This window comes from Bordetella sp. 15P40C-2 (assembly GCF_009763235.1).
Taxonomy (GTDB): domain Bacteria; phylum Pseudomonadota; class Gammaproteobacteria; order Burkholderiales; family Burkholderiaceae_B; genus Bordetella_A.
This window is the reverse complement of the sequence record NZ_WSJA01000032.1, coordinates 1-20,224: the sequence shown is the minus strand read 5'-3', so window position 1 is coordinate 20,224 and position 20,224 is coordinate 1. Positions and strand designations below refer to the sequence as shown.

Annotated in this window: 16 protein-coding genes; 5 read left to right on the top strand and 11 right to left on the bottom strand. The window is 57.6% G+C overall.

The window, feature by feature from the left end; genetic code table 11:
* Window positions 1-14 precede the first annotated feature (14 nt).
* Window positions 15-2,153: a caspase family protein gene (locus GOQ25_RS14220; protein WP_160351140.1), complete on the bottom strand. Its 2,139-nt coding sequence runs from the start codon at window positions 2,151-2,153 to the stop codon at window positions 15-17.
* A 259-nt stretch (window positions 2,154-2,412) separates the two neighbouring features.
* On the opposite strand from GOQ25_RS14220, the gene GOQ25_RS14215 reads away from it, so the two are divergent.
* Together GOQ25_RS14215 and GOQ25_RS14210 are read left to right on the top strand one after the other, a co-directional pair.
* Complete coding sequence (locus GOQ25_RS14215) at window positions 2,413-2,976, top strand: AAA family ATPase (RefSeq protein ID WP_236844580.1); 564 nt, start codon at window positions 2,413-2,415, stop codon at window positions 2,974-2,976.
* Window positions 2,977-3,157: 181 nt separating this feature from the next.
* Entirely contained in the window at window positions 3,158-4,630 is a 1,473-nt protein-coding gene (locus GOQ25_RS14210; protein WP_160351139.1) for an MFS transporter, read from the top strand.
* 105 nt (window positions 4,631-4,735) lie between these two features.
* Here the strand turns inward: GOQ25_RS14210 and GOQ25_RS14205 are convergent, their stop codons facing one another.
* The gene (locus GOQ25_RS14205) at window positions 4,736-5,761 is read right to left on the bottom strand and encodes a linear amide C-N hydrolase (protein WP_160351138.1); all 1,026 of its coding nucleotides are present in this window, start codon (window positions 5,759-5,761) and stop codon (window positions 4,736-4,738) included.
* Window positions 5,762-6,035: 274 nt separating this feature from the next.
* Here GOQ25_RS14205 and GOQ25_RS14200 point away from each other — a divergent pair, with 274 nt between their 5' ends.
* Window positions 6,036-6,692 (top strand): DedA family protein, encoded by a 657-nt coding sequence (locus GOQ25_RS14200; protein ID WP_160351137.1) that lies wholly within the window; start codon window positions 6,036-6,038, stop codon window positions 6,690-6,692.
* Here the strand turns inward: GOQ25_RS14200 and hpxZ are convergent.
* Window positions 6,680-7,054 (bottom strand): oxalurate catabolism protein HpxZ, encoded by a 375-nt coding sequence (gene hpxZ / locus GOQ25_RS14195; RefSeq protein WP_160351136.1) that lies wholly within the window; start codon window positions 7,052-7,054, stop codon window positions 6,680-6,682. The two genes, GOQ25_RS14200 and hpxZ, sit on opposite strands and share 13 nt — an antisense overlap.
* A 73-nt stretch (window positions 7,055-7,127) precedes the next feature.
* Entirely contained in the window at window positions 7,128-7,598 is a 471-nt protein-coding gene (locus GOQ25_RS14190) for a cupin domain-containing protein (protein ID WP_160351135.1), read from the bottom strand.
* Window positions 7,599-7,941: 343 nt separating this feature from the next.
* Between GOQ25_RS14190 and GOQ25_RS19560 the strand changes: the two genes are divergently transcribed.
* Together GOQ25_RS19560 and GOQ25_RS19555 are read left to right on the top strand one after the other, a co-directional pair.
* A complete protein-coding gene (locus GOQ25_RS19560) occupies window positions 7,942-9,288 on the top strand; it encodes a diguanylate cyclase domain-containing protein (protein WP_236844579.1) in 1,347 nt (448 codons plus the stop codon).
* Window positions 9,285-10,130, top strand: a complete 846-nt coding sequence (locus GOQ25_RS19555) for a bifunctional diguanylate cyclase/phosphodiesterase (RefSeq protein WP_236844578.1) — start codon at window positions 9,285-9,287, stop codon at window positions 10,128-10,130. The genes GOQ25_RS19560 and GOQ25_RS19555 overlap by 4 nt, the downstream gene beginning before the upstream one ends.
* 106 nt (window positions 10,131-10,236) lie before the next feature.
* On the opposite strand, the gene GOQ25_RS14180 is transcribed toward GOQ25_RS19555, so the two are convergent.
* The 7 genes from GOQ25_RS14180 to GOQ25_RS14150 all read right to left on the bottom strand — a co-directional run.
* Window positions 10,237-11,211 carry a tripartite tricarboxylate transporter substrate binding protein gene (locus tag GOQ25_RS14180; protein WP_160351134.1) on the bottom strand — a complete coding sequence of 325 codons (975 nt, stop codon included), beginning with the start codon at window positions 11,209-11,211 and terminating at the stop codon, window positions 10,237-10,239.
* Window positions 11,212-11,236: 25 nt separating this feature from the next.
* Window positions 11,237-11,902, bottom strand: coding sequence for an RraA family protein (locus GOQ25_RS14175; RefSeq protein ID WP_370519955.1), 666 nt, complete (start codon window positions 11,900-11,902; stop codon window positions 11,237-11,239).
* Window positions 11,899-12,717: a carbon-nitrogen hydrolase family protein gene (locus GOQ25_RS14170; RefSeq protein ID WP_006220099.1), complete on the bottom strand. Its 819-nt coding sequence runs from the start codon at window positions 12,715-12,717 to the stop codon at window positions 11,899-11,901. Before GOQ25_RS14170 ends, GOQ25_RS14175 begins: the two co-directional genes overlap by 4 nt.
* A gap of 12 nt (window positions 12,718-12,729) precedes the next feature.
* Complete coding sequence (locus GOQ25_RS14165) at window positions 12,730-13,647, bottom strand: LysR family transcriptional regulator (RefSeq protein WP_160351133.1); 918 nt, start codon at window positions 13,645-13,647, stop codon at window positions 12,730-12,732.
* Window positions 13,628-14,551 carry a TauD/TfdA family dioxygenase gene (locus tag GOQ25_RS14160; protein WP_160351132.1) on the bottom strand — a complete coding sequence of 308 codons (924 nt, stop codon included), beginning with the start codon at window positions 14,549-14,551 and terminating at the stop codon, window positions 13,628-13,630. Before GOQ25_RS14160 ends, GOQ25_RS14165 begins: the two co-directional genes overlap by 20 nt.
* Window positions 14,552-14,869: 318 nt before the next feature.
* Window positions 14,870-17,260 carry an ankyrin repeat domain-containing protein gene (locus tag GOQ25_RS14155; protein WP_160351131.1) on the bottom strand — a complete coding sequence of 797 codons (2,391 nt, stop codon included), beginning with the start codon at window positions 17,258-17,260 and terminating at the stop codon, window positions 14,870-14,872.
* 146 nt (window positions 17,261-17,406) lie between these two features.
* Window positions 17,407-20,224 (bottom strand): autotransporter domain-containing protein (locus GOQ25_RS14150; protein WP_160351130.1); only part of this gene is annotated, 2,818 nt, incomplete at its 5' end.

The window sequence follows — 20,224 nt, the reverse complement described above, 5'->3', positions numbered from 1 at the left end:
TTCCTTTTCCGCTGTTACTTAGGCTGAACCCGGAAGCTGAACACCTGCGCCGACATAGGCTGCCCGCCTTGCCGGGCCGGTCTGAGACTGCGAGTCGCCACATTCCCAAAACCTGCATCCATCATGAGCGCCGTAAACGGATCTTGCTGGCCTCGCGTTCGCACCGAAGTATCAAGGTTGTCCTGTGCCAGAAACGCCAGACTAATGGGCTGGGAAGGCTGTACTACGGGCAAGCCCAGCACCAGCAGTCTTTCGCGCCCAAGGCTGTCGGACAAAGCTTCGTACTCGCCAATTGCCACCTTCGCACCGGCCTCGATTCTGGGATTGAACATCTGCGGGGAATCAGGCCAGAGCGCAGTCATTCCGAAACCAGAGTGCACCAGCATGATCGTCAGATCCACGGCGGACGTGCTGGTATTGTGAACAATGAGGCTCAGGCAGTCGCCCTCGCGAAGCTCCATCTGAGAACCCGGCTCGTAGGCTTGGCTGCCCTGCCGCGGCGCAGGTTGCGTGAGCTCATCGCAAGCAGGCTCGCCGGGCTGGGGCCGCCGTACCCAGGCTTTGACATCAAGCGCCTTGCCCATGCCCGTTGCTTGAGCCACTCGGAGCACACTGAGTACACGGGACGCCTTGAGCAAGGCATCTGCGATCGTATCTGCAACCTTATCTGCGTCTGATGACTGCAAGGCGATCGCAGGTGCAGGAACATCCACCGTTGCGTCCGCGTCAAGTAGCTCCAGACGATCTGCGCGCAAGCACAGCCATAGATCCACTCCAGCGGATTCAGAAGTCAGCCACTGCACTCTTTTAGCCAGAGCGTCTTGTTGACGGAGTTTGTTCAAGGCAGATTCCAGCGCGGGAGTTGCAGGCTCGCACCCGCTGTTGCCACCATGCTGCAAGGCCACTTTGAGCCGCCAGTCGACTTGCGTCTGCCACGCACGTGCGTACATGACCTCTGGCAAACGGTTGACCTCGACCGCCTGGCCGTCGGTTTGCAGCAATTTGACGTCGGCATCAACGGCTCTGGCCTGACTGACGACAACGGTCGCCAGCACGTCTTCGTCCTGGGCTCCTGGCGTTTGATACAGCTTCAATGTCGAACCCGGCGTCTGGTCATGCATGAGGCCTGCGGACAGGGTCATATGATCGCCTTTACGGCTGACGCGCCACGGTGTCGCCTGATTCTGCTGACCTCCCCACACTCGAGCAGATAACGCTGTGCCTTCGATCATTGGCACGGCCGTCGCCCCGGCAGTAGCCTGAAACCGCTGCATGACACGTTCGATCAATTCGGTATAAGAAGCATCTGGCGCTTGCTCAAGCGCTTGCAGCAACGTAAAGCTGAAGACGCCATGTTCACGCGCATCGGGCGCACCCGGCGGAAGGGCGAATTCAGGCGTTTCCTGATGGCTCTGCGCCGCGTAAAAGGCCACCAGATCGCCGGCAGGCTCGACGCGTTCAGGTTGTGGCTGGCCCTCGGATCGCTGACCAGAACGGTCAGCCACTGAGCCGACGGATCGTGTGCGGGCTGCTTGCATCACGTCAGGCGGTATACCGAGTTGCTGCGCCGAAACCTGGCGGTATCGCACGGCTGATGGCCTGACCGCACGGGTCATGGTTGCCGAGTGACAGGTGTCAAATACTGCCCAGACAAACGCCTTCTTGGCGCGAATTTTGTCGATTGCCTGCTTGAACTCGGTGTCCACAATCGCATTTTCGACCACCGCCCGTGCTGAATCCCAGCCTCTGGCATCGCGTGGTAAAAAAATCTCATCGAGACCATCCGGCTCATCTCGTATGGATGCCTGGGACGCAGGCTGTTGTGCACCATGACCGGCAAACATCAGGAATACAAAATCCCCATCGCGGGCCTCGCCGGCAATGCGTTCAAGCTCCTGCATGATTGCCTGTCTGGTAGGCAGCCCGGCATCTTTGACGCCATCAGCCAGGACGGTAAGAGAGACATCGGGTCTGGACCGGGTCAGGTAATCGCGCCACAAAGCGACATCATTGCGCGGCCCCAACAACTGGGCGCCTGGGTCTAGAAAGGGATAATCGGACACCCCCACCAGCAACGCATGCGCAGTGCCTGGTGAACTTGCCCCAGCAGCCAGCCCGGCTCTCGTATAACAAGCCAGAAGAACCAGCACCACCCATACAGTGATCCGCCAAAAAATCCCCGACCTGCCTGTCACACGACTCTGCATATCCCCCCGCTTTACTAACCGAAACAAGCTACTGCCAGATCCTACACCGAGCGGATCTGCGGAGTGAACCCTCTTTGCACTGCGGGAAGAGGTTTCTACTGTCTGTAAATAGTGTGTTGAGGGCTGTCGTTTTTGCGATGGCCCTTTTTACTGTGGTCGCACGACAACGTTTGAGAGGCGGTTATCGGCCGGATGAGGACACTCAATGCCTTCCGCAGTGCCACAATGTCCCTCTATGCCAATATTGAATGATTTAGGTCCTCGCATCTGCATTCTTGGGCCATCCAACAGCGGCAAGTCCACCCTGGCGGACGCGATTGCGCGCAAGCGCGGTCTGCCCGTCATTCATCTCGACCAGCTTTTTCACATCCCCTATAGTGATTGGGTTCCCCGGCCCGCACAGGAATTCCGTCAGTTACATGACGAGGCGATAATGCAGGAGCAGTGGGTGATGGACGGCAATTACACAAGTACTTTGGCCCAGCGTCTGTCCAGGGCAACCGGTTTTATTCTATTGGACGTACCAACATCGACTAGCCTATGGCGCTACTTGCGTCGTACTTGGTTCGAGCGTGACAGGCGAGGCGGACTCGCTGGTGGGCGAGACACTGTCAAATGGCAGATGCTTCATCACATCGCCGTGGTTACTCCTCGAAATCGCCGCAGGTATGGCGACTTGTATGAGCGAGTTTCATTGCCAAAAATCAGATTAGCAACGACAAACGACTTAAATCATTTTTACGATGTCGAACAGCTTTCTCGTCACTAACGGCTGCCAAGGGTCGACAGCTGCATCGTGAACGCTGAGCTTATAAGAGCTCGAGGTGGCCAAGTTTCTTAGGGTAAGTTGGCCGGTATTACGACAGCAGTGTTTGAGGGGGGCGCTTTTGCGATGGCCCTTTTTTCGTTTAAGTAGTTTGAGTTTGTATATATTCTCCAAGGTTTTTCTCATGAAGTCACAAGCTCGTTGGTTGACACTCGCAGTGGTGTCAACCGCCTTGTTTCTAGTCGTCATCGACATGACGGTTCTCTATACCGCGTTGCCAAGTCTTGCCCAAGCTTTGCACACCACCGCATCAGAAAAGCTGTGGATTCTCAATGCTTATTCCTTGGTCATGGCTGGGCTGATGCCAGCCATGGGTGCGCTGGGTGACCGCTTAGGCCATCGGCGCGTTTTTATCTTCGGCATGCTGATGTTTGGATTGGCTTCATTGATAGCTGCCTTTGCACCAAGTGCGAATGTGTTGATTGCAGCGCGTGCATTGCTTGCTGTTGGCGGCGCGGCCATGATGCCCTCAACGATTGCTATCGTCCGTACCACGTTTCAGGACCCAAAAGAACTGGCTTTTGCCATAGGTATTTGGGCTTCTGTTGCTTCAGGTGGAGCCGCTGTAGGGCCACTGCTAGGAGGCGCTTTGCTGGAACATTTTTGGTGGGGATCCGTGTTCCTCATCAATGTCCCAATCATTGCGGTTGGTACTGTTCTGGCTTGGTTTCTAGTACCTTATAAGGCAGGTGACCCCAGCATCCCCATCGACTTCCGCAGTTGCTGGCAAAGCATGCTCGGGATCGTCGCTTTGGCGTATGGCATTAAGGAATTTGCCAAGCCAGATAGCCATGCGCTATTAGCTTGGAGCACTTTGATCTTAGGCATTTTTACCCTAACCTTCTTTGTTCGTCGCCAACTAAAACTGGATCGGCCTTTGATTGATTTCAAACTGCTTTCTGCTGCGCCGATAGCGACTGGGATCTTGATCGCACTTGTTGCGTCTATGACGCTCATTGGCTTTGAGTTAGTACTGAGCCAGCGTCTGCAGTTGGTCTTAGGTAAAACTCCATTGGAAGCAGGCGCGTTTGTGCTTCCCATTTCTCTGGGCTCATTCATTGCAGGCCCATTAGCTGGGGCTCTGATCGGCCGGATAGGATTACCGCGTGTCATAGCTGCGGGGCTGGCTATGTGTGCAACGGGTATGGTGGGTTATCTAGTGTATGGAGATTCAAACACCGTTTTCCCAATAGCGTTCCTGGCGCTTTGTGGTATCGGGATAGGCTCCAGTCTTACTGCTTCAAGCACACTGGTAATGAGCAATGTTTCTGAGGAACGTGCAGGAATGGCGGGGTCTGTCGAAGGGGTTGCTTACGAGTTTGGGGGCGGATTCGGTGTGACCGTTTTTGGTTCACTAATGACGGCTGTGTATGTGGCAGATGTCCGCAACAACGGGATTGATGCTATGGCGGGAAGTAGCCTTGACGAAGCGCTGGCATACGCCATGAAGCACAACGAATCGCAGGCGATGCTGGCCCGCGCAATGCATGCATTTGAATCGTCCTTTACTGCCGTGAGCGGCATTGTGATTGCCACGCTATTGGTGCTTTCTGTCTTCGTACTCGCTGTAGATCGCCGAGCTCTCAAAAACAGATAGGCCGCTTTGGGACGGACGCTGATCTGTCGCCAGCGTCTCGTTAATGGACGTCGATGGGTTAGCCGTCACCCATGGCGACGGCTAACCAACCAACAAATCCTGTGCTCAGGCTTTCGCGGCAGCCCTGGCCTTGAGCTGCTTGAGCATGGTCAGATCCAGAAACTTCAGGCCGCTGGCGGGGGTGAACTTGTCGGTGACATCGCCGGCCAAGCCGCCTTCAACAGCCAGCTGGCTTCCCAGATCAATCTTGCTTTCGCCCGAGTCTGCAGCGAAATTCAGACCATCCAGATCCACCCAGATGATGTTCGGGCGGGTCGTAGACTCGAATACCAAACGACGGCGGGTTAGGTCGGCCACGGATTGCCAGATGGTCTGCGAAGCATCGGGTTTGCCAGGATCGGGCACTCTGAACGGCTGCGCCACGTTGCGCATCACGCTAAACATCGCGGCAATAGCCTCAACCTGGGATTTGGGCTGGGCGAGGCGGTTAACGTAATAAGCCGCTCGGGCAAATCTATCGGAAGCCAGCGTGCTGCCCGGCAATGACAGAGTGCCACCGAATCCTTGCACCTGCTTCAGCATTTCAAGTTGCTGATCGTAGGGTGGCGAGTTGGTCATTACCTGATGGTCAGGCGAATGGTGAATCCTGAGTTCACCGTCGATGTACTCAAAAATCGCAGAGTCGCCACTGGCATCGTCGAGCGCCAGATGTATAGCCGGTACTTCCCCACTGGCGGGATCGACGAGTTGGAAAACTTGCGTGTGGTTTTCTTTTACCCAAGCTACGGCTTCCGCGACGCTCGCATAGTTATCAAGAAAATATTGCAGCCAAATGGCCTGGCTGAGGACGGGGCGCGAAGCGTCATACTCGCCATAGACCGATTCGGCCAACCACAGAATATGACCGGATAAACCTGCCTCGTTGAGGCCATCGACGGTCATCATGTCCAAGGCGGTAATGGCGACACTGCCATAACGTGCCGTCCAGCTCAGGGCACCGTTCACGCCGTCATCGCGCTTAATACCGCGCGGCAGTTTCCATAGGTTCGTTGCAAGGTCACGGTGATAATCCATGTTGCGGCCCACAAGCACCGCACCATTGGCGTCTCCCCAAAGCACTCGAGTACACATGCAAATCTTCCTTCAATCTAACCGATACCCTGTCCGGGGCGGATTATTAGAATAACGACAATACCACTACAGGCCGAGCAGTTTAAAAGAAAGATTAAAGCTATGACGATTTGGCGGAGTGAAGCGACAGATTCCGTCTTTTTCGAGGAATAACTGTCGCCGCGTCGTTAGCTTACGCCACCTTTTTATCGTTGATCCTGAAGTCTACGCGCCGTGGCTGCTAGAAGTCTTCTGAATCCGCTATCCTAGGCTTTTGCGATTTTGGGAGTCTGGGTTGGAATATATATGGACCCTGGTGGACTTTATCCTGCACGTCGATCAACACCTGCAAGCCTTGATCGCCAACTACGGTGCTTGGGTGTACGCCTTGCTGTTTTTAATCGTGTTCGTGGAAACGGGCTTGGTGGTGATGCCCTTTCTGCCCGGCGATTCGCTGCTTTTTGTGGTCGGTACACTCGCCGGGGCGGGGCTTTTGGAGTTACCCGTCGCCATCGCGCTGTTGCTGGTGGCTGCCATTGCGGGTGACCAAGTGAACTACAGTCTCGGGCGCTACTTCGGCCCGAAAGTATTCCGTTGGGAAGAATCGCGCTTTTTCAGCAAAACTGCGTTTAACCAAGCGCATGCGTACTACGAGCGTTACGGTGGCATCACTATCCTGATCGCCCGCTTTATGCCTTTCATCCGCACCTTCGCGCCCTTTGTAGCCGGAATCTCCGAGATGTCGCGCAGCAAGTTCACTTTCTACAACGTGACGGGCGCTTTGCTATGGGTGGTCGGTTTGACCTTGTTGGGATATTTCTTCGGCAACCTGCCATGGGTCAAAGAACATCTCAGCATCATTATCTGGGCCTTAATTATCGGTCCCGGTTTGCTGGCGCTGTTCGGTTTGTGGCGCGCTCGTAGACGGGATGGCAAAGGTCAGGCCATTTGACTGACATGCGCGGCGCACACCCGCCACCCTTCGGGTGTGCGCACCCAAGTCTGACTCTGCCGTCCGGTCCCAGGGACACCCGCGCGTTTGAATTCCATATTGCAGGTAGCGAAATCTTTGCCGTATGTTGTGATGACGCTTTTCATCACCTCGCGGTCGAGGCCCTTTGAGGGACGGGCCGCGCGAAACGCCTTGATCTGGTCATAGCCGTATAGATTCTCGCCGGCCCCGTAGCGCAGGGTGTGGGGACTGTTCCAGAACAATTCGTCGAGCACCGCGACATCATTACTCGTCAACGCGCTTTCATAGCGCTCGAATTGCTCGCGAACCTCGGCTATGACATCCGGCAGATTAATTTCCATCAATGTGACACCTTAGGCAGTCGGACTTGATTTCTGAGCTTTTATTCCAGAGAGGTCAATATGCCCGGGGCTCTTAACGATCCGGAAACCCCGGCTCCAGAATGGTGATGGTGGGTTTGCCGGGGGGCAGTATGAAAGTGTCTATCAGCAGCGCGTCCTCAGTCCCCAGATTCGCCGCCGCCATCGGCACATTGGGCGGCATGTAATAGCAGGAGCCGGTGGGCCATTTGCGGGGAGCATGACCTTCCATGAACCCGGTAATCTCACCGGATAGGACGCAGGTGTGGCCACCGAATTCATGTACATGGATAGCCACGCGCGTGCCGGCTTTGCGCACCCCCTTTTCAACGACTATGCGCTGGCCGTTTACGTCTATCGTGTCGAGCATCTTCGTGGAGCCCACCAACCGCGCCATTTGGCCCGGCAGGGGTTCACCATTGATAGTAGTAATGGTTTGACTTGCGATAGGCTTTGTCGTGGGCGCGTGCGTTGCGCAGCCATGCAGAGTAGCAATACACGCCAATACCAAGGCCTGGGTCGTCATGCGTAACATCGGTTGTTCCCTTGAATGAATTTTTTCATAGGCTGGTATGTCTCGTAGACATCCAGCGCGTGCATGTTCTAGGACTCTGGACGGCGCGGTACGAACAGGCGCGACCAGACGTAAACGTCGCTGTCCATCCCTCACCCACAGAGTTGGCGATAAAGATAGCAGGAAATCGGTCCGGGCCCCCTGCTCCTGAGCACGGCAATTCGGAAATTATTTTGCGGGTCAGCTATAGTCTGTAACACCCGACTTCCGATCGAATCAGCGATGTCATTCGACCCCCCCCCACAGTGACAACCTGGTTCCGAGCGGCCAAGAGCATCTGCGGCAGTTGTCCTCCATGGCGGATACCACTGATGCGGCAGTTCTTATTACCGACGCTCAGGGGCTGGTGGTTTATCACAACAGCGGATTCAGCCGAATGTTCGGATGGACGCTGGACGAGGTTCGTGGCCAACACGGCCCTACGTTGCTCGCCCGGCAGGCATCAGAAGAATTTTTTGCCAGCATCCGCAAGGAACTGCTCGCGGGACGTTCCGTTAAAGTCGATGAGCTAATTATCAGCAAAGAGGGGCGCCGCCACTGGTGCAATCTGGTTTGCAACCCGGTGATGGACCCGGAGGGTGAATGGCTGTACACCATATCGGTGCTGCTGGATATCACCCGAACCAAGATTTACGAGGTATTAAACAACCGCGTCCTCGAAGCCATGGCGCGCGATCTGCCGCTCATTGAAGTGCTGGAGATGGTTTGCGAGGAAGTCGAACAAATCGCGCCCGAAATCAGCGCCAGTATTTTGCAGGTCGATGATGAAGGCGTGCTTCATCCACTGGCCAGTCCGAGCTTGCCGTTCTCCTATTCCTCGCAACTCGATGGCGTGGTCATCGGTCCAAGTGTCGGTTCATGCGGGACCGCCGCGTGGCGTAAAGAACCGGTGCTGGTCACGGATATCGCGACCGACCCACTCTGGGCGGATTACAAACATTTGATCCTTCCGCTGGGTTATCGGTCATGCTGGTCCACGCCCATAATGAATAAAGACAGCAAAGTGCTGGGCACGTTCGCGTTCTATTACCGCGAGAGCGGGCCGCATGTTGCCTCGGCGTTTCACCAACAGCTTGTGCAGGCTTGTATCTACCTGTGTGCATTGGCGATGGAGCGCGAACAAACCCGCTTGCGTATCCGTCACTTGGCCTACTATGACGCGCTCACGGGCTTGCCTAATCGCAGCCTGCTGCAGGCCAGCGCCGATCAGTTGCTGCAGCAACAGCACAGCGAGTCGCAAAGCGCCGCAGTGCTGTTTATCGATCTGGACCGCTTCAAGCATGTCAATGATTCGTTGGGGCACTCGGGAGGAGACGCGTTGTTATGTGCCGTAGCGGACCGCATAAAAGGTTTGCTGCGCCATGCAGGTATTGCCGGACGGCTGTCGGGCGACGAATTCGTCATGGTGCTGCCTCATACGGATTGCGAGCACATTGGTCTGTTGATCGAACGCGTGCAATCGACCCTGATGCAGCCCTTGCATCTGAAAGACACGGCGGTTGACGTCTCCGCGAGCATCGGCGTGGCAGTCTATCCTCAGGATGGTCACGATATCGAGACGCTGATACACCGGGCCGACATGGCCATGTATCAGGCGAAAAAGGCCGGCCGCGGTCGTTTCAGTTTTTCAGTAAGGAAATGAATTCGCTGGCCAAAGAGCGATTGGGATTGGAACAGGCGCTACGGCAGGCTCTGGTGGGGGACGACGGGACACTACATCTGCATTACCAGCCTCAGGCCGACATCGTGACCGGCCGTTTGTATGGCGTGGAAGCCTTGGCCCGGTGGCGCCACCCTTTGCTCGGTGACATATCCCCAGAACGCTTCATTCCATCGGCCGAGGAAACCGGCTTGATCGGTATCTTGGGACACTGGGCAATGAAAACGGCCTGTGCGCAGATGCGGCAATGGCGAGATGCCGGAGTGGAGGTCCCGACTGTCGCCGTGAACATGTCTCCCCTCAATTTTCATAACCTGCACCTGCCCGCCTTGATTGCGGATACGCTTTCCTTGAATGCGTTGCCCCCATCGAGTCTGACCCTCGAACTGACCGAAAGCCTGCTGTTGGAAGCCAATCCGGCCGTCCTCAAGACCATTGAGGCCTTGAGCGAGTATGGTGTGAGATTGTCTCTGGACGACTTCGGCTCTGGCTATTCCAGCCTGAGTTATCTGCGCAGTTTGCCCATCAGTGAACTCAAACTAGACCAGTCATTCGTAGCCGACCTTGCCCATGACGCGGCGGCGCGAAACCTGAGTGCCGCCATTCTCGGCATCGGAGAAAGCCTGAGCCTGACCGTCATCGCGGAGGGAGTCGAGACCACGGCGCAACTGGAGACTTTGCGCGAGCAGGGCTATCCGGTGGTTCAAGGCTATTTGTTCTCCAAGCCGTTGTCGCCCACGGAGTTTGAACAATGGCTGCGTGCGTCCGATTTCTGTCGTCGGGCACCGCCTTATGACACTGGCGTATCGAACTCAGCGGCCTAACCGCGGATAGTCACTGCATTAAAGCGCGGTGTAAAAGAGCCATCGGTGCCGGTTCAAGCGCCTGCAACCCGGCTGCTCGTTGCAACCGGGCGCATGACGAGATGCGTTAGTTTTTGGCGCCGGAAATATCGACGACCTCTTTCCACTTTTGCGATTCGTCTTTGAGGAAAGCCGGGATCTCCGATTGGGGCATGTTCATCGGGACCAGACCGAAGCCCAACAGACGGTCCTGCATGTTTTTATCCTGCATGACCGCTGCGACCTCCGTTTCCAGGCGCTTTTTTACGTCGGCAGGCACGCCGGTAGGCGCCATGAGCAGGATCCAGCCTTGCATGCTGAAATCTTTCAAGCCTTGTTCGGCGAGGGTGGGCACGTCGGGCAGCGTGGGAATGCGTTGCGCAGAGGTCACTCCGATGGGTTTGACGCGCTTGCCGTCCAGGGCCGCACTGAAAACCGGTACGTTGTCGGACATGAAATTGACCTGACCACCGACGAGATCCGCCAGGCTTTGCATGCCTCCTTTGTAGGGGATATGTTGGCCCTGAATCCCGGCATCATGCAGGAACTTCGAGATCACCAGGTGAGGCGTCGTGCCGACTCCGGGGGTCCCATAGGTCAAGGGATTGCCGCTTTTTTTCGTCTGTTCGATTAGCCCGTTGATCGTGTCGTAGGGTTCGTCGGTACGCACCACCATGACTTGCGGCGCCCAGGCTACCGCGGCGATGGGCTCGAGATCTTTGAGCGGATCGTAGGTCATGGAATCTGGACGCAGCCACGGGCCGATCGACAGAGGGCCTGTCGATCCCATGGCCAAGGTGTAGCCGTCCGCGGGCTGTTTGGCGGCGAAACCCGTGCCGATCGTGCCGCCTGCACCGACTTTGTTCTCGACAACGACTGCCTGCCCTAAACGGGGCGCCAGAAGTTCGGCTAGCAAACGCATTGAGACATCGGAAGAGTTCCCAGGTGGGAATGGCACTACGATTTTGACCGGCCGTTCTGGCCATGCCGCGTGCGCGACGGTAGCCATTAAAGCCAGATAACCCGAGGCAATACCGGAGGCAATAAGCTTGCATAGTCTCATGCGTTTTCCCCTTGAAGAGTGCTTGTTAAGCTTGTTCTAAAACGTATTTGCTGGCGCCCGACAGGTCGCCGAGGCGCTCGCCGCCACGCATCCGTTCGCCGTTCGAGTTGCCGCGAGCTTGTTTTTCCAGCGCCATTCTGGACACGTCCGCGACTTCATCGGGCGGCAGCACGAGCACGCCGTTTTCATCTGCCAGGATGATGTCGCCGGGGTTGACGATCGCCCCGCCGCAGGCCACTGGTTTGTTCAGTTGGCCACCGATGTTGTAGATGCGAGTGGTGATGGGCGACACGCCGCGTGCCCATACGGGGAAGTTGTAGGCTTCGAGTTCGGATGGGTCGGTGCACATGCCGTCGATGATTGCACCGTGTGCGCCGGCGAGCACGGCGCCTAGCGCCACTCCGCCGCCCAGGCACGCGTGTTTCTGGTCGCCGAGGCGATCGATGACCAGAATGTCCCCCGGACGTAGCAGACTCAAGGCGTGATGCAGCAAGGTCGAGTCTTGTCCCGGCAGCGACAAGGTCACCGCAGTGCCGATGATCTTGCGCGAGTGGTTGATCGGCTTGATATCGGGGGCCATAAAGCCCCAGTGACGAAAGTGTCCGACCGTCGCGGTTTCGACTTCGGAAAGCAGGTCGACGTATTTCGAGTCCAGCGGGGCTGGCATAGGATTGAGATCGAACTTTTTCACTGCAGCACCTTGTGTTTAGCTAAGGGAATTTGTTTGCGAACTTGATTGATCAGCCCGGTGTCCAGGCGCGCGGTGACGAAGCCGTCGCCGTCGGAGCATTTGGCAATCACGTGGCCCCAGGGATCGACGATCATTGAGTGGCCGTAGGTGTATCGCGTCTCGCCATTCTGGGTGAACGGGCCGTGCGAGCCGCAGGCCACGACATAGGACTGCGTCTCGATGGCGCGAGCGCGGCATAGCACTTCCCAGTGATCCTTGCCGGTTTGCAGCGTGAATGCCGCAGGCAAAACAATGACATTGGCGCCCATGCCGGCCAGGCGTTGGAATAGCTCCGGAAACCGCAGGTCATAGCAGATCGCAAGGCCCAGACGGAAGTCACCTACGTCGACCGTGCTGACTTCCGAGCCTGCCGCGACGGCGTCAGATTCTCCATACCGAAGGCCGTCGGGCGTAAAGATGTCGAACATGTGAATCTTGCGATAGCGCGCGATTTCTTTCCCGTGCGGGTCGAAGACCACGGTGGTGTTGTACACGCGGTCTTCTCCAGGAACTTTTTCATAGAAGCTGCCGGAATGCACATAGATGCCGTATTCAGTGGCCATGCGTGCGCATAGCCGATAGGCGGGACCGTCGGCGTGCGCTTCGCCAGCCGCGACCTTGTCGGCTACGCTGCCGCCTGCCCAATCAAAGTGTTCGGGAAAGACGACCATGTCCGGCGCGTCTTGCATGACGGCGGCACGCGTCAGCCGCTCCGCCAGGGCGAGGTTGGCCGCCTTGTCGGAAACGGAGTTCATCTGGATTACGGATATTTTCATTAGAGGTTCTCTTTATTGCCACGCGATCCGCTTGTCGACGGATTCGCAATACGTTGCCGCGACGTCGCGCGCCAGGGCGGCGACTGCTCTGGCCAGGCCTTGGCCTTGATCGCGCAGGAAGACGGCCTGGTAGTTCACCGAAACGAAGGGGTGTTTTAGTTTGATCGGCACGAGTTCGCCCGTCGCAAGCTCGCGCAGGACGATGGCTTCCGGGACCGCTGCCACACCGATTCCCGAGGTGGCAAGCTGCAGATTGGTCGGAACGGCTTGAGAGACATGAATGATCTGAGGCCGGATGCCGCAGCCTTCAAAGTATCTGTCGAGCCTGGCCTGCGATCGGGTGCCGGGCGGATATCCGATGATGGGATATCTGGCGAGGTCCTCTGGCATGGCGTCGATCAAGTCGATGCCCAACTTCGGACTGGCCACGAAGATCATCGCGAAGGAACACAGCGGTACCAATTCGAAGCGCTCATGCACGGCTTCATTGTCCGCACCCAGCACCAGATCGACTCGTCCGATCTCCAGTTCCTTCAGCAATTTTTCGGTCAGTTCGGTTTTGAGACTGATCGAGATGCCGGGGTAGCCTCTACGCAACGTGTCCACGAGCCCGGGAAGAATGGTCGGGATCAAGGTGCTCGTCATGCCGATGCGCAACGAGCCGGACAGTTTGCTCGAGTCCAGCATGCAAGCGCGCAGCGACTGGTGAGCGTTGACAATGCGCTGGGCATGTTCCAGGAACGTGAGCCCCGCGGAGGTCGGTTCGAAGCCGTCGCCTCCGCGAGTGAAAAGGCAAGCGCCAAGATCCTGCTCGAGGTTGGCGATTCGGCTGGAGACAGCGGCCTGGGTCAAGCAGAGCTTTTCCGCAGTCGCTTTGATGCTCTTTAGCTTCGCCAGCCAAAGTGCCGTTTCAAGAAATCGAATATTCATTTAGCATCGCCGACGATATGCCTGCGCTCGACCTTGCCATGATGGGGAGTTCCCCCTCCAGCGTGGTTCTGTGCATGGTCCTGACGTACTTCGTGTCGTCGAAGCCGGTCGCGCAGTGTTGGGTGCAGCGATTATCCCAAAGCACAGCGTCGCCAACGTTCCATTTATGCGTGTAAATGAACCGAGGTTGTTTGGCGAAGTCCTGGAGGAACTTGACCAATGCCTGCCCTTCTTCGGCAGGTAACCCCTCTACGTCGCAGGCCCAGCGACCAATGTAGAGCGAGGTGCGGCCGCTGACCGGGTGCTTGCGCGCCAACGGATGGTAGACATCCGGACGGGCGAGTTTCTCTTCGTCAGTGAGCGGCGCCATCAAGGGATAGTGGGTAGCGTGTAAGTCGATGCGGCTGTAACGCGCGCGCCGTCCGGCGATGAGTGTCTTGATACTCTCGGGCAATGCTTCGTACGCGGCATACATATCGACGAATAGCGTGTCGCCGCGCTCGGGCGGAACCTGCCGTGCGTAGAGAAAAGAGCCAGTATTGGGGATGGCTTTATCTTCGCCATCAGTGTGAAAGCCTTCGCCAGCGCGGCGCAGACCGGCGTCGCCTTCCGCATTGCCCGCAACCGGCTTGGATGGATCGGCCTTGCTGGCGTTCGAGACGACGAACACCTCGGGATAACCATCCAGGTTAAATTTCAGGGGCGTCATGATATGCAACTCGCCCAGACGCCGGCTGAACGCGATATGTTCGGCGGGCGTCATGTCCACGCCGCGGAAACATAGAATCGAATGATCCGTCCAGGCGCGCACGAGCTGACTCAGCTCATCGTCCGTCACTTTTAAGCCGGCCGGGCAGTCCGTGACTTCCGCGCCAAACCCTGTGCTATTGGGTGTTATCTTCACGATCGAACCTCCAGTAAGTGAGGACGATGATGAGATAAGCGGGATACCCTGACAACATTAAAATTTTTGGATTCGGCTTAACTTTTTTTGTAGAGCAATCACCCCCCGCGTGCCTGGCGGCTGTAGCAGTATGCGCGGCCTATCGCTGCACCAACGAAAGGCGCGGTCGTCACCAGAATGATGCGGTTGGGGTTCGAATGCCCCAACCTGACGCCTGTGCCCTTGTTCGGTACGTAGGGTTGCTTTGGCAACTTCATCCACATAGCGCTACGTATGACCAGGATCGGGATTTCCCCGGCGACAATGAAGGCGCAAGATCTAGACACCCGGGGGTGCGCCAAGGAGAGTTGGATGTTTCCCCGAAGCGACAAGAAGCTTTAGTGCGCCAGCATCCTCATTATTTCTGGCCAAGGTCTCTAACACTTCATCGGCGTCAAAACCGGCCATGTGCAGGAAACGCAACCGGCTATCCCTGATGTCGTCGGTTAGCGTTTTGTCCCGCAGCAAGCGCAATGCCACCTCCTTGCCTACCGATGGGTCTGCCTCGACAAGGCCTACTGCAGCCGCTTTATCCGATCGCTCCAATGCTTGCCACAAGGCCACGGACCTGTCCGCGCCAACTAGAAGCAGCCGCTCTCGGATTTCAGCCAGGTTATTGGCCGGGGCGAGATCTGGCTGGAACGTCAATCTAAGTGTCTGATGACGATCTACTCCCCAGGCCAATAATTTTCTCGCCGCCGCAACGCAACTACGCCGTAAGAGCCAGAACAACGCGCCAGGGCCGTCCGCCCCTGCAGTCAAGAGTTTCCGGGCAGCAGCCTCATCCATGCTGAGGGCGAAATGGACGAGCGCGTCTGCACCACTAGACAGGGCTGGAATTATCGTTGTGATGGACAGCTCGGGATCGTCCAGCGCTCGAATTAGCAACCGTGTCGTCAAATCCTCAGCGGTGTGTGACGACAATTCGGTTTGCGCCATTATTGCTGTTTTAAGAGCCACGGCGAACTCGATGTCATTTGCTTTCAAACACCGGATAAGCATCTCGAACGGGTCCATGCCCCCTCTGATCAAATGGTATATGCTGGAATGCAGCTCCGTTGTTGACATCCCTTTCATCACTGCGAGGGGATCTGTCTCCCGTTCGAGCAGCAGCGCGATGTCCAACACTTGTCCTTGCGACGCCGCTTCGGATAGCTGCTCATGTCTTTCGGTGGATGACAGGCTCGCGTAGCGTTGGCGCTGCAGGTGGATTTCTTCCTCAAGCTGTACCCTGAGCGAGTCGGACAGAGGGGCAGCGTTCGCCCCTGCGATGAGCAACAGTTTCATCCGCTGCCGGCAGAGCTCTAAAAACTCCTTTTTTTGCGGAAAACGATCGGCCGCAGAGACTATAAGTAGGATGCCTTCGGCCCTACAACCTGCGCGAATCGCTGTTCTTAGGGCGCTTAGATGAAGGTTGCGCACGAAGGACCGAAGACCGTCGTCGTCATCGAGCAACTTCAGGCGAAGGAGAACGGATATGGCCTCTACGGCGCCGCTCTCGGCCAAACTTTGCCAAGATCTGAAGCGACCCGCCAGAGGCGCCAAGGCTTCCAAAGCGGCGAGATTGTTGTGACGAGCGAAATATAGTATCCCCGCTTCCGTGGGTCCTAAACGCAATGCCGATATCATGCGGCGAAACTTTTCGAGTGCATGGGTCGCATTTTTTTTCGCTAGTGTTATTAGCAGTGGGTCGTACTTCGCACCACTCCGGAGTAGATGTTGCAACTGCTGAGGGTCGTTGCTCAATGCCCACGAGAGCCGCGCTGTATCGTCCAATCCCAGCAAGACTAGCGTCGGCAAACTAAAAAATGTTTTGGTCTTAAGCGAGTAATCTAACGCTTGGGAAGCTGTCGCTCCCTGAGACAAGAGATATGTCACCGCTTTGCCTCTCGCAGCAACGTCCATGTCGAGCTGACTTAGGACCATTGCCAGTGCGGCCGAGGGGCTGCTGTGCGCGTCAGTCAGCACCTTTGCCGTGTCTTCATGGCCATGCGAAACGGCGTAGATGAGTGCGCTGGCGAGGGCGTCGCCATACTTGCCCGTATTCATCCATGCAAGGACTTCTTGAGCGAGACTTTTCTTAATCAGCACCTTATGTGTGAACTGCAGGGCGTCAGCTTTAACCAGCACTTTGATTGTGGCCGTGTACCCGTTTTTAGCGGCATGCTCGAGCGCTTGGAAGCCTTCGTCACGCGCGCCGGCTGTCATGAGTGTTGCGACCAGTCGGGGACGACCTGATTTTGCGGCGAGTAGTAATGCGTCGGACAGACCCTCTTGTACCCCTGCTTCGAGCAAAGCAGGAATTAATACCCGGTCAGGGCTTTGGATCTGCACCGCATGCATGAGAGGCGTGTGGCGGTCTGCGTCCCTGCTGCTTAGCAGCTGATTCACGGAATCGCGAGATAGTTCGGTGAGCAGATACAGTGCGATGGAATTGGCACCGCTTTTGATCGCCAGATGCAGACAATTTTGATCGCCATCGAAGCGATGCCCGGCAATGTTTACAGCGGGATCGGCTAACAGCGTTTTGAACGTCTCCAAGTCATCCGAGCTGATGGCGGCGATTAAAAGCGAATGAATATGCTGGTCGTCAGCGTTCGTGTCCGAGAAATCAAGCACTCCCGTTGTGCCGGAGGCCGACATCGCAAGCGCGCGATCAATGTGCGACATTAATAGTTCCTTAGCGTTGAGAATGATGGCGTATCGAAAACGCGTGCTGCGCGCTTGACACTGCCGTCAATCAGACAATGGCGTAAGGAAGTTTTTTCGGTGGACGGTCAAAAGCAGACTTGCAGAACCTGCCGTTTGCTGTCGTTCTAATATCGCCAGCTCACTTTCAACGATCCTCCATGACTTTGCACACGGCTTGAATACAGCCCGTCATACTGCAGGCGCACATCGAACGCCTCGCCTCCGAATATCTGCATCCCGGCAGTGACTCGGCCGAAGCTGCGGCCTGACTCCAGCGTGGCCTTTGCCGCGCGGCTGCCGTCCGGGGCGGCTTCGAGCCGGGCGTAGCTGTCCCAGTGGTCTGTGCTGGTCAAACTCAGGCCGACGTGCAGATACGGTCGCAGCACGTGTTTGCCGTTCAGATCGACGCGACCGCCAATTTCGATGCCCGGAGTCAGTATCGCCGCCCATTTATCAGCGGATTCGTAGTGGAGATTCAACGCGCCGGCGCCCTGCTCGGAATACGAGGGCATTCGGGTGTAGATCAGATCCACGTCGACCATGGGCTTGATATAGGCTTGGTTCATCGCATGGGTGTACGCCACCCGTAATCGTTGCCCCAGCGAGAACACATCGGGTGAGCTTTTCGCGCTGAGATCCCCGTGTGCGGTCGAAGAGATGCGACGGCTGCTGTCGTAGCTGGCATAACTGCCGGTCAGCGTGCCCGCTATCGTCCAGGGGCCGGATTCATGTTTTAGCGTCGCCCCCAGGTAGGCGGTGTGACCGCTGAGCTTTTGGCGGCCGTCGTCGGCACGGATATGGCCGTTCTCGTATGCCGCCGACACGCCCACGAACCACTTTGACGCAAGCTGTTGCTGTACGCCAAGCTGATAGGTCACGCCGCTGGCATCGAACGATGACGTGCCATGGCTGCCGTCGACATGGGTGCTGCGGGTTGCGATGTTGCCCCACACGCAAGGCGACTCACTCAGTCGCAGGTCGGCGCTTTGGAACTGAGGGCAGCTTTGCATGGAGCTGGCAAAGCGTGCCATGTCCGCCTGTTTCAGCGCGGCGGGTGCCGCGGAAATGCCGGGTGCCAGGTTCGCCAAAGCGTCGTTGAAGCTCGAGGCACCCTGCCGGGCGGCGCGATCGAAGCCCGCATAGAGTTCCGCCAAGCGCTCGTCGCTGCCGCGCGCCCAGATGTCCTGCAGGTGGTCACCTAGTTCGCGCAGATTGCTGCCGGCGCCATATTCGCGCGCCAGCGTATCGAAATGCGAGGCGCCCAGTGCCACGGTGGCGTGGCCAGGTGCGTACGTCGTGTTGTAGTCAAACAGCGGCGATGCGCCGCGCGGTGTGCTGGCCGGATTGATCAACGTCGACTCCAAGAACACCACGGGCCGTTCAGGCATCAGGCGGCTGCTCTGGATGTTCAGGGTGCCGCCGAGGGTGGCCTGGCCATCGACCCGCAGCACGTCGGTTGTTTGATCGACGAAGTCGGCCCCAATTTGCAGCAGGCCGTTTGGGGTTTGATTGAAGTCCCCAGTGATATGGGTGCGCGCCGCGCCTTGGGACTGACCCACCAGAAATTGGCCGTGATTGTTGACCCGGCCATCGATGGTGTCTGCATTGAGGACCTGACCATGATTTTCCAGTGTGCCCGGCCCGTTGCGTCCGTTCAGATACTGGTTGCCTTGCACGCTGCCGTGATTGGTGAAAACCACCGGTTGCAAAGCCGTGTTGTTGATGGCGGTCGGCGCCGATAGCGATGCGCCCGAGGAGAGGGTGACCGTGTTGGATTGCGCGGTGCCGTCGATCCATACCCCGCCGCCCGTCGGGGCCGTCGCGGACACATCGCCGTTGATGAGAACGCTGACGGTATTGTTGTTGCTGATGTTGCCGTCGCTTTGAGCGAAGATCGCGTACGCGTTGTTGCCGCTCACGCTGAGTTTGCCATTTTGCCCGATCGAGACGTTGCCGGCCGTGCTGCCCCCGGCGCCCGCTGCGGTATGGTCGTAGGCCGAACCCGCATAGCTGCCCACGCTGTCGCCGGCCAGCCCGCCGCCATCGGCGATCGATTGGGCGATGATGCCGAATGCGCCATCGCCGGTGGTACTCAGCGTGCCGGTGTACTGCAGTACCACTTCGCCGCCGGTGCTCGCACCGCCACGCGGTTCCTTGAGCGGCGTGCCGTTCCATTGGGGCGTCAAAACGCCGTTTGCCGTATACCCGGCGATGCCGCCTCCACCGCCTATGGATTGCAATACGATGCCGTGCGAGCCCGTGCCGGTCGTCGCGATCACGGCCGGATTAGGCGAATTGGCCTGACTGCCGAAGTTGCCGATCGTGATGCTCAGCGTGTCGCCAGCCAGGCCCTGGCCCGTGGGACTGCCGCCGATGGCCACCTGGGCGACATTGCTTGCCGCGCCCGAGGCGACGATGCCGCCGCCGCCGCCGATGCTCTGTGCCACCAGACCGAATGCATGCTCGCCACTGGTATGCACGTTCAGCCAGGCTTCCACGCCGATCGGCCCGCCAGAACTGCTCGATACGGGTGACGCGATGCCGCTGTTGTAGGCCCCGCCGCCGCCGCCCAGAGTGAGGGTGAAATTCGGCGTAGCGCCACCGTCCGAAATGTCTAGCGAGGCCACACTGGCGGTGCCGCCTCCTCCGCCTATCGATTGCAGCACGATACCGTGCGAATTGAATCCGGCGGTGTTTACCGATAACACGCTGGCACTGCTGCCATTGCCCGTGGTGATCTGACCCCCGGAGCCCCCGTTGGGTGTGGCGCCGCTCGCGCCCAGCGTGACACTAGACGTGGAATTGCCGGACTGGGCCGTATTGGCTGACCCGTCGGCCCCCTGCCCGCCGCCTCCGCCGATGCTTTGCGCGAGCAGGCCATAGGCCACGTCCCCCGTGGTCGAGATCGCCCCCCGGTTCATGGTCCCATCGCCCTGTAGATCC

What these genes read in the sequence shown, in the direction of transcription:
- GOQ25_RS14210 (WP_160351139.1), top strand. Translation starts at nt 3,158, where the DNA reads ATGAAGTCACAAGCTCGTTGGTTGACACTCGCAGTGGTGTCAACCGCC.
- GOQ25_RS14165 (WP_160351133.1), bottom strand. Translation starts at nt 13,647, where the DNA reads ATGAATATTCGATTTCTTGAAACGGCACTTTGGCTGGCGAAGCTAAAG.
- GOQ25_RS14180 (WP_160351134.1), bottom strand. Translation starts at nt 11,211, where the DNA reads ATGAGACTATGCAAGCTTATTGCCTCCGGTATTGCCTCGGGTTATCTG.
- GOQ25_RS14155 (WP_160351131.1), bottom strand. Translation starts at nt 17,260, where the DNA reads ATGTCGCACATTGATCGCGCGCTTGCGATGTCGGCCTCCGGCACAACG.
- GOQ25_RS14215 (WP_236844580.1), top strand. Translation starts at nt 2,413, where the DNA reads ATGCCTTCCGCAGTGCCACAATGTCCCTCTATGCCAATATTGAATGAT.
- GOQ25_RS19560 (WP_236844579.1), top strand. Translation starts at nt 7,942, where the DNA reads ATGGCGGATACCACTGATGCGGCAGTTCTTATTACCGACGCTCAGGGG.
- GOQ25_RS19555 (WP_236844578.1), top strand. Translation starts at nt 9,285, where the DNA reads ATGAATTCGCTGGCCAAAGAGCGATTGGGATTGGAACAGGCGCTACGG.
- GOQ25_RS14190 (WP_160351135.1), bottom strand. Translation starts at nt 7,598, where the DNA reads ATGACGACCCAGGCCTTGGTATTGGCGTGTATTGCTACTCTGCATGGC.
- hpxZ (WP_160351136.1), bottom strand. Translation starts at nt 7,054, where the DNA reads ATGGAAATTAATCTGCCGGATGTCATAGCCGAGGTTCGCGAGCAATTC.
- GOQ25_RS14170 (WP_006220099.1), bottom strand. Translation starts at nt 12,717, where the DNA reads ATGAAAATATCCGTAATCCAGATGAACTCCGTTTCCGACAAGGCGGCC.
- GOQ25_RS14205 (WP_160351138.1), bottom strand. Translation starts at nt 5,761, where the DNA reads ATGTGTACTCGAGTGCTTTGGGGAGACGCCAATGGTGCGGTGCTTGTG.